General features: G+C 69.0%; 5 protein-coding genes and 4 pseudogenes. 1 reads left to right on the top strand and 8 read right to left on the bottom strand.

Annotation, left to right across the window (positions count from 1 at the left end; all coding sequences use genetic code 11):
* From ACKOB8_RS14390 to ACKOB8_RS14425, 8 genes and pseudogenes are all read right to left on the bottom strand, one after another.
* Window positions 1-498, bottom strand: a 498-nt coding sequence (locus ACKOB8_RS14390) for a class I tRNA ligase family protein (RefSeq protein ID WP_526378416.1), incomplete at its 3' end; no start/stop codon positions are given.
* A 54-nt stretch (window positions 499-552) separates the two neighbouring features.
* Window positions 553-1155 carry a DUF937 domain-containing protein gene (locus ACKOB8_RS14395; RefSeq protein WP_526378408.1) on the bottom strand — a complete coding sequence of 201 codons (603 nt, stop codon included), beginning with the start codon at window positions 1153-1155 and terminating at the stop codon, window positions 553-555.
* A gap of 108 nt (window positions 1156-1263) precedes the next feature.
* The gene (locus ACKOB8_RS14400; protein ID WP_526378410.1) at window positions 1264-2526 is read right to left on the bottom strand and encodes a saccharopine dehydrogenase family protein; all 1263 of its coding nucleotides are present in this window, start codon (window positions 2524-2526) and stop codon (window positions 1264-1266) included.
* A 25-nt stretch (window positions 2527-2551) separates the two neighbouring features.
* Window positions 2552-2953: pseudogene (locus ACKOB8_RS14405) on the bottom strand (transglycosylase family protein); the annotation flags it as partial.
* A 268-nt stretch (window positions 2954-3221) separates the two neighbouring features.
* Window positions 3222-3455, bottom strand: a pseudogene (locus ACKOB8_RS14410) (transglycosylase family protein); the annotation flags it as partial.
* Between the two features lie 473 nt (window positions 3456-3928).
* Window positions 3929-4525: a molybdenum cofactor guanylyltransferase gene (mobA, locus tag ACKOB8_RS14415; protein ID WP_526378412.1), complete on the bottom strand. Its 597-nt coding sequence runs from the start codon at window positions 4523-4525 to the stop codon at window positions 3929-3931.
* Window positions 4522-5529 (bottom strand): annotated as a pseudogene (locus ACKOB8_RS14420) (thiamine pyrophosphate-dependent enzyme); the annotation flags it as partial. The gene mobA and the pseudogene ACKOB8_RS14420, both read right to left, overlap by 4 nt.
* A 5-nt stretch (window positions 5530-5534) precedes the next feature.
* Window positions 5535-7448, bottom strand: coding sequence for a 2-oxoacid:acceptor oxidoreductase subunit alpha (locus ACKOB8_RS14425; RefSeq protein WP_526378414.1), 1914 nt, complete (start codon window positions 7446-7448; stop codon window positions 5535-5537).
* Between the two features lie 299 nt (window positions 7449-7747).
* Here ACKOB8_RS14425 and fdhD point away from each other — a divergent pair.
* Window positions 7748-8554: pseudogene (gene fdhD / locus ACKOB8_RS14430) on the top strand (formate dehydrogenase accessory sulfurtransferase FdhD); the annotation flags it as partial.
* Between the last annotated feature and the right edge of the window lie 98 nt (window positions 8555-8652).

Consider the following 8652-nt stretch of genomic DNA (forward strand, 5'->3'; position numbering starts at 1 on the left):
CTTGTAGATCAAGCCTTCCTTGAAGAGCTGGACAAATACCTTGATCACGGCCCGCGACAGGCCCTCATCCATGGTGAAACGCTCGCGCGACCAGTCGCAGGACGCACCAAGGCGTCGCAACTGGCGCGAGATTGTGCCTCCGGACTCGGCCTTCCAGGCCCACACCCGGTCGAGACAGGCTTCCCGGCCCATGCAGCGACGATCTGTCTTGCTTTCCGCCTGCAGCAACCGCTCCACGACCATCTGGGTAGCGATACCCGCGTGGTCCGTACCCGGCTGCCAGAGCGCGTCGCGGCCCCGCATGCGGTGATAGCGGATGAGGGTGTCCTGCAGCGTGTTGTTGAGCGCGTGGCCCATGTGCAGGCTGCCGGTGACGTTGGGCGGCGGCAGCACGATCGAGTAGGCGGGACGGGCGCTGGCGGGATTCGCGGTGAAGTAGCCGGCGTCGACCCAGCCCTGGTAGATCTCACCCTCTGCCGCCCCGGGATCCCACGACATGGGCAGCTGTTCGCGGGTGTGATCGGGGGCCACCCGCTGATTCTAGGAACGGGGTTACTTGCCGCCGCGCAGCAGCCCGCCCAGGATGTTGCCGATCGCACCGCCCTGGCCGCCGCCGAGCACACTGCCCAGGATGCTGCCCAGCGGGTTGTTTCCGCCGCCGCCCCCGCCCCCGGCGCCGCCGAGGATGCTGCCGAGCACGTCTCCGATTCCGCCGCCCGGCGCGGCCTGGGCCTGCGCGCCGCCGCCCTTCTGGGCGAACTGCTTGCCGACGTAGGCCAGCACGATCGGGGCCAGCATCGGCAGCAGCCGCTTGATCAGATCCCCGCCCGGGGCGCCGGCGCCGGCCAGCGCCGAGGCCACCTGGTTGGTGTCGTTGCCGCCGAAGAGGCTGGCGACCAGTGCGCTGCCCTGCCCTACGTCGAGCTGGTCGACGTTCACCCCGCCGTCGAGCAGGTCGGACTGACCCTCCGCCACCACGGCCGACTCCAGTTCACTGGAGTCGATGTCGTCGGCCTGGACGTTTTCCTGCAGCGTCCCCAGCAGGGTCGGCACCAGGGTCTGGATCGCCTGGCTCACCTCGCCCTGGTCGGCGCCGAGCTTGCTAGCGATGTCCGCCACCGGGATCTGGTTGTACAGGTCGTCGAGACCGGCCATGGTTGTCTTCCGCCTTTGCTGGGAGGGGTGGGAGAATCTTTCCCGACAGTAGTCGAGCCGGTGCCACGCGGGCAGCCGATTGAGATACGCCCAGAGCGGATCGGGCGGTCAGTCCAGCCGGGCGGAGTCCAGAGAGATTCCGGCCGCCGGGAATCGGGCGAGCAGGGCGTCGCCCATGGCCGCCGCCGGCGTGAGCACACCGTAGATCTGCGGCAACGTGTCGCGGTCGAGCGCCAGCGCCAGCCCGCACTCGCCGAGCATCACCGAGGTGGCCTGGTAGCCGGGGTCGCCGTGCTGGGAGATGGTCGCCACGTAGCGCGCTCCGGTGGTCGTGGTGGTGTAGGTCTCGGCGCGGTAGTAGCCGCGCTCGCGGACGTCCTGACTGGGTCCGGTGCCCGGTTTGGGCGCGACCCGCTCCACCAGCCGACGCGGCAGGAACCGGAAAATCCGGCTGCCCAGCGCCCAGCTACCCGCGGTGGCCGCGGTGGCCACTGCGGCGGTCACCGGGGCTAGCGGCGAGGGACCCATGCCCATGTACTCCGCGTAGCGGAACGTGCGGCCGTAGGCGTAGTCCAACAGGGCGTTGCTGCGCCGCACGATGCGGGTGTTGTACTTGGCCATCACGAACCCGGCGGCCCACAGCCCGGCGAGTTCCGGCGCGATCTCGCGGCCCCGTCGCAGCGCCAGGTCGGGCTGGGCGCCCAGTTCCGGCTCAGCCATCCGATCCTGGGCAAGGGTGTAGGGGTCCTCGAGCAGCCTGCGCGTGTCCGGGTCACCGGATGCCGCCCGGAACACCTCGATCATCGAGGCGATGGTGCCGCCGGACACGCCGCCGGCGAACCCGCGCAGCACGAAGCTGGTCTCGCCCAGCTCGCCCGTGTCGTCCTGGCGGGCGCGCCGGAACAACTCGTAGACGCTCATGTCGGCGGGGATCGAGTCGAAACCGCACGCGTGCACGATGCGCGCGCCGGTGTCGACGGCCTGCTTGTGGAAGTCGTCGATGCTCTGCCGCACGAACATCGCCTCGCCGGTCAGGTCGGTGTAGTCGGTTCCGGCCGCCGCGCAGGCGGCCACCAGCGGCAGGCCGTACTTGCTGTAGGGACCCACGGTGGTGATGACCACCCGGGTGCGCGCGGCCATGTCGGCCAGCGTCGCCGGTGTGTCGGCGTCGACGGTCAGGACGGGCCAGGCTGCGGCGGACTCCCCGAGCGTCGCGCGCACCGCCTCCAGTTTCTGCACCGAGCGGCCGGCCAGCGCGACGCGCGCCCGGCCACCCGCACGGGCCAGGTGCTCAGCGGTGAGCTTGCCGACGAAGCCGGTCGCGCCGTAGAGAACGATGTCGAATTCGCGCTCGGAGTCTCGCTGGGTCATGCCGGCCAACTTACCGGCCGGGCACTCAGCCCAGGCCGAGCGCGGTGGCGATCGCCTTGCCGGGATCGGTGAAGGCCAGGCACACCTGACCCCAGTCGACCAGACCCAGCGGGCCGCGCCCCAGGCTCTGGCACTGGGCCGAGGCGGGGGCGGGAGCGCCGCCGGTGTTGGACACGGTGAAGACGGCCGGAGCGCCGCCGTTCCTGCCGCAGCTCGGCCAGGCGCCGATGCCCTGGGTGCGCAGCACGTTCTCGGCCACTCGGATCTGCTCCTCGCGGGAGGCCTGGTGCGGCATGCCGACGCCGCCGTTGGACTTCCACGTCGCCGGCGAGAACTGCAGGCCGCCGTAGAAGCCGTTGCCGGTGTTGATGGCCCAGTTGCCGCCCGACTCGCACTTGGCGATCGCGTCCCAGTTCACGCTGTCGGCGGCGGCGGTCCCGCTGCCCAGGGCCAGGGCGCTCAGCGCCAGTCCCAGCGCGAGGGCGGCGAGGGTGACGATCCTGCGGATGGCGCTCATTGGTGATCCCTTCGGCGGTCGCGATGCGGTGCGGCTGTGATGTGGATCGCGACGCCGGGAAGGGTTGTTACAGGTGGGATGCCTGATTTTCGTGAGATTTCTGTGAGAACCAGTGCCGAAACGACAAGGGCGGTGCCGGGAAATCCCGGCACCGCCCCTGTCAGCAGCTCAGAGGGCGTTAGCCCCGCCCGCCGCAGCTCGGCCAGGCACCGATGCCCTGGGTGCGCAGGGTGTTCTCCGCGACCCGGATCTGCTCCTCGCGGGAGGCCAGGTGGGGCATGCCGCTTCCACCGTTGGCCCGCCAGGTACCCGGGGAGAACTGCAGGCCACCGTAGTAGCCGTTGCCGGTGTTGATCGCCCAGTTGCCGCCGGACTCGCAGTGGGCAATGGCGTCCCAGTTGATGCTGTCGGCGCTGGCGATGCCGGCACCGAGCGCGATCGGGGCAATGGCCAGCGCGCCGGCCATGGCACTCATTCCGAGCGTCTTGCGGAGGTTGTTCACTAAATCTTCCTTTCGCCGAGCATGCGCCGCAGGTGCGACGGCGAGCCCTTGATGGAATTCATTGGGTCCGCCCACATGCAGGGTTGGCAATCGGTAATTGCAGGCTCCCGAGGGAACTCCTAGGACGGTACAAACTCGGTTCGGGGAAGTCACGCCGCCGACACGCCGATCTCGTTCTGATAACAGCCCGATCACAACCGCAAATTCACTCACCGTTTGCACTGCTCAACGTGGTTTCCCGAGACCCCGGGCGCGTCACCGAAACCCCGCTCAGGCGTGAGCTATATCACAGCTATTTTGCGATTTACCACACACTCCATTTGTCACATAAGTCACACGGGTAACAAAGTTTGAAATTGGATTAGGAAATTCCTGAATAACCCTCAGATTGCCGCGAGGTCGGCCGTTGAATTCACATTGGCCAGTGCCGCGGTGGGAGCCAGCACAATGCGCTGGGTGGTCACGCTGTCGGTCAGCGCACGCATGCTGCGAGCCCCCGCGGTCACCAGCGCGTCGATGGGATCTGCCAGCGAGGTTCGATAGATGCCGGCCAGGTAGTGCTCACGGCCGTCCCAGGGCAGCACGACGTCGACGGCGTCCGCGCCACCCGTGGCCCCATAACGGGCGAGTTCCTCGATGACCTCGACGCTCAGTTGCGGCATGTCCACCGCGCAGACGAAGGCCCAGGCCAACCCCGCTGCGGCCGCAGCACGCAGCCCTCGCCCGGTGGCCAGCAGGGGGCCCACCCCGCGGACCTCGTCGCGCAGCACCTCGGCCGGCAGTTCCGGCAGCGGCTGACCGGGCGCGGCCACGACGTAGACCGGCGCGCAGCGCCCCCGGACGACCTCGACGGTGCGCTCGACCATCGTCGGTCCGCCACCGCCGGGACCGGCAGGGCGCAGGGTGGCTTTGTCGCGGCCCATCCGTCGCGACGCACCGCCCGCCAACACCACCGCGGCCAGGGGAAAGTCCGCTGTCACGGCTGCCCGACGACCCAGGTGTCGCGTCCGCGCAGCAGGTTCTGCAGCTCGGCGGCGGCCTGCGGGGTATCGCTGCGCGCGACGCTGAGCTGCCCGCGCACGGCATCGTCATACGCCGGACGATCGACCTGCCGGAAGATCCCCATCACCGTGTGCTCGAGATCCTGGTCGCTCAGGCGCGACAACGCGAAGGCGTAGGCGGGATTCTCCGCGCGGGCGTCGTGCACCACGATCGCCTCGGCGGTGACGTCGGCGGTCTTGGCGACCTCCAAGCCCGAGCCACTCCGCACCACGCAGTATTCCCCGGCGTCGCCGAAGATGATCGGCTCCCCGTGGCGCACCGAGATGACCCGGTCCCCGGCGCCCTCGCGGCGCAGCAGATCGAAGGAGCCGTCGTTGAAGATCGGGCAGTCCTGCAAGATCTCGACCAGAGCGGCGCCGCGGTGGGCGGTGGCCGCGCGCAGCACCTCCGCGAGACCCGCGCGATCGGAGTCCAGCGCGCGGCCGACAAACGTCGCCTCCGCCCCCAGCGCGAGCGAGACCGGGTTGAAGGGGTGGTCCACCGAACCCGTCGGCGTCGACTTGGTGACCTTGCCGATCTCCGACGTCGGCGAGTACTGGCCCTTGGTCAGTCCGTAGATGCGGTTGTTGAACAGCAGGATCGTCATGTTGACGTTACGGCGCAGCGCGTGCACGAGGTGGTTGCCGCCGATGGACAGCGCATCCCCGTCACCGGTGACCACCCACACCGACAGGTCCGGACGCGCCAGCGCCAGGCCCGTCGCGATGGCCGGGGCCCGGCCGTGGATGGAGTGCAGTCCGTAGGTTTCCAGGTAGTAGGGGAAACGACTCGAGCAGCCGATACCACTGACGAAGACGATGTTCTCCCGCCGCAGCCCGAGCTCGGGCAGGAAGTTGCGGACGGTGTTGAGGATGACGTAGTCACCGCAGCCGGGGCACCAACGGACTTCCTGGTCGCTGGTGAAGTCTTTGGCTTTCATCGGCGCGCTCATCGGCTCACCACCGATTGTCTGGCGAATTCCATTTTGCCACTTTCGTTTTCGCTCAGCGTCCCGTTCAGGGCAGCGTCAATGACGTCTTCGATTTCGTCGGCCCGGAAAGCCATCCCAGCCACCTTCGTCACCGACTGCACGTCGACCAGGTACCGGGCGCGCAGCAGTAGCGCCAGCTGCCCGAGATTCATCTCGGGCAGGACGACTTTCGGATAGCGGCGCAGCACCTCACCGAGATTGGACGGAAGCGGGTTGAGGTGGCGCAGATGGGCTCGCGCCACCTTGCGGCCACGCCGCCGCGCACGACGGCAGGCCTCCCCGATCGGTCCGAACGAACTGCCCCACCCCAGCAGCAGCAAGTCGGCGTCACCGTCGGGATCCTCGACGTCGAGGTCGTCCACCGTGATGCCGTCGACCTTGGCCCGCCGCAGGCGCACCATCAGGTCGTGGTTGGCGCCGTGGTAGGAGATGTCGCCGGATCCGTTGGCCTTCTCCAGGCCGCCGATCCGGTGCTCCAGCCCGGGGGTGCCGGGCACCGCGAACTGGCGCGCCAGCGTGACCGGATCGCGGGCATAGGGCAAGAAGTCCGTGCCGGGCGCGGCGATGTCGCGGTCGATCGGTTTGAGTTCGTTGACGTCGGGGATTCGCCACGGCTCCGACCCGTTGGCGATCGCGCCGTCGGAGAGCAGGATCACCGGGGTGCGATAGGTCAGCGCGATACGGGCCGCCTCGACGGCCACCTCGAAGCAATCCGACGGCGAGCGGGCGGCCAGCACGGCAACCGGTGACTCACCGTTGCGCCCGAACAGCGCCTGCAGCAGGTCGGCCTGCTCAGTCTTGGTGGGCAGTCCGGTCGAGGGCCCGCCGCGCTGCACGTCGACGACCAGCAGCGGCAGCTCGGTCATCACCGCGAGGCCGATGGCCTCCGACTTCAGCGACAACCCCGGGCCCGAGGTACTCGTCACGCCGAGTGCGCCGCCGTAGGAGGCGCCGACCGCGGCGCACACGCCGGCGATTTCGTCTTCGGCCTGCATGGTGATGACACCGAAATCCTTGTGCTTGGACAGCTCGTGCAGGATGTCGGAGGCCGGTGTGATGGGGTAGCTGCCCAGCACGACCTGGGTGCCGGCGAGATGGCCGGCGGTGACCAGACCGTAGGCCAGGGCGGTGTTGCCCGAGATCTGCCGGTACTCCCCGGCCGGCAGGGCCGCGGGGGGAATCTCGAAGGTGGTCGCGAAGGCCTCGGTGGTCTCGCCGTAGTTCCACCCCGCCCGCAACGCCAGCGCGTTGGCTTCGGCGATCTGGGGCTTGCGGGCGAACTTCTCTCTCACAAAGGTCTCGCTGGCCGCAACGGGCCGACCGTACAACCAGCACAGCAGGCCCAGCGCGAACATGTTCTTGGCCCGCTCGCCGTCCTTCTTCGACACCCCGGCGGACTCCACGGCGCCCAGGGTCAGGGTGGTCATCGCGACCGGATGGACCACGAAGTCCGACAGCGTCCCGTCCTCGAGCGGGTTGGTCACGTAGCCGACCTTGGCCAGGTTGCGCTTGGTGAACTCATCGGTGTTGACGATCAGCACGCCGCCCCGCGGCAGGTCGGCGATGTTCGACTTGAGTGCGGCGGGGTTCATCGCGACCAGCACGTCGGGGCGGTCTCCGGCGGTGAAGATGTCGTAGTCGGCAATCTGGATCTGGAACGACGACACCCCGGGCAGGGTCCCCTGCGGCGCGCGGATCTCGGCCGGGTAGCTGGGCTGGGTCGCCAGATCGTTGCCGAACAATGCGGCTTCGGAGGTGAAACGGTCGCCGGTGAGTTGCATGCCGTCGCCGGAATCGCCGGCGAAGCGGATCACAACCTTTTCGAGCTTCTCAGCCCCCCGCCCGGGGTCGGGGCTGCCGTTCGCGCTCACCGGGCCGCCTTCCGTCAACTCGCAGCAAAAACCGTCGGCGACGTTCGGACCCGCGTGCTCGGACACGCCACTCACGACCGAACTCAATTATTGCACTCTCTTAAAATCCCTGCCGCGCGGCCCGCCCGGACACGCCGTCACTTCATCGAGGTCACCGGTCGTGGACGAGGGCCGCAGGACCCGGTGGGCCGCCCCGAAGCGGCGGGGCGGCTCGCGATTCCTAAGAAGTTAGCCGCCCGGGGGTAAATTTGGTGGATGCCCGGTCCGCTGCCCCGCAGCAAGCGAAACTCAGGCCGACCGTGGGCCGGGTGACCTCACGGCGGCGGGTCCGCCACCTCGACGCCGCGCAGGCCGTCGATCGCGCCGACACCCTCGTCGTCGAGGAGCCGCTGGAGATTCGCGTCAACGGGTCGCCGCTGACCGTCACCATGCGGACACCTGGCTCGGATGTCGAGTTGGCGCAGGGGTTCCTGCTGACTGAGGCCGTCATCGCCCACCGCGACGACGTGCGCACCGTGCGCTACTGCCAGGCCGAGAGCACCGCGGAGAACAGCTACAACGTGCTCGAGGTGACGCTGAGCCCGGGCGTGCCGGCCCCTGACACCAGCCGCAATTTCTACACCACCTCGTCGTGCGGGATATGCGGCAAGGCCTCGCTGGAGGCCGTGCACCTGGTCAGCCGCTTCGCACCCGGCGACGACCCGGCGACGGTGTCGGCGGCGGTGCTCGCCGGGCTTCCCGCCACACTGCGCGCGGCGCAGAAGGTTTTCGCCAGCACCGGCGGCCTGCACGGCGCGGCCCTGTTCGGCGTCGACGGCACGATGCTGGTCGTGCGCGAGGACGTCGGGCGGCACAACGCGGTGGACAAGGTGATCGGCTGGGCGCTTGAGGCCGACCGCATCCCGCTGACCGGGACGGTTCTACTGGTCAGCGGCAGGGCGTCCTTCGAGATCACCCAGAAGGCCGTGATGGCCGGGATCCCGATCCTCGCCGCGGTCTCGGCGCCGTCCACCCTGGCCGTCGACCTGGCCGCCGCCTCGGGGGTGACACTGGTCGCGTTCCTGCGCGGCGAATCGATGAATGTCTACAGCCGCCCCGACCGGGTCACCTGGTCCGGGTGCAGAAGCCAAATGGGCCAAAAAAGCCCCCGGTTGGGGGGGTTTTGGTCTGCTCGCGGGGGAGGCGGAGGGGTGGGGGGGCGCGG

The sequence above is a fragment of the Mycobacterium sp. genome (genome assembly GCF_046091765.1).
Lineage (GTDB): Bacteria > Actinomycetota > Actinomycetes > Mycobacteriales > Mycobacteriaceae > Mycobacterium.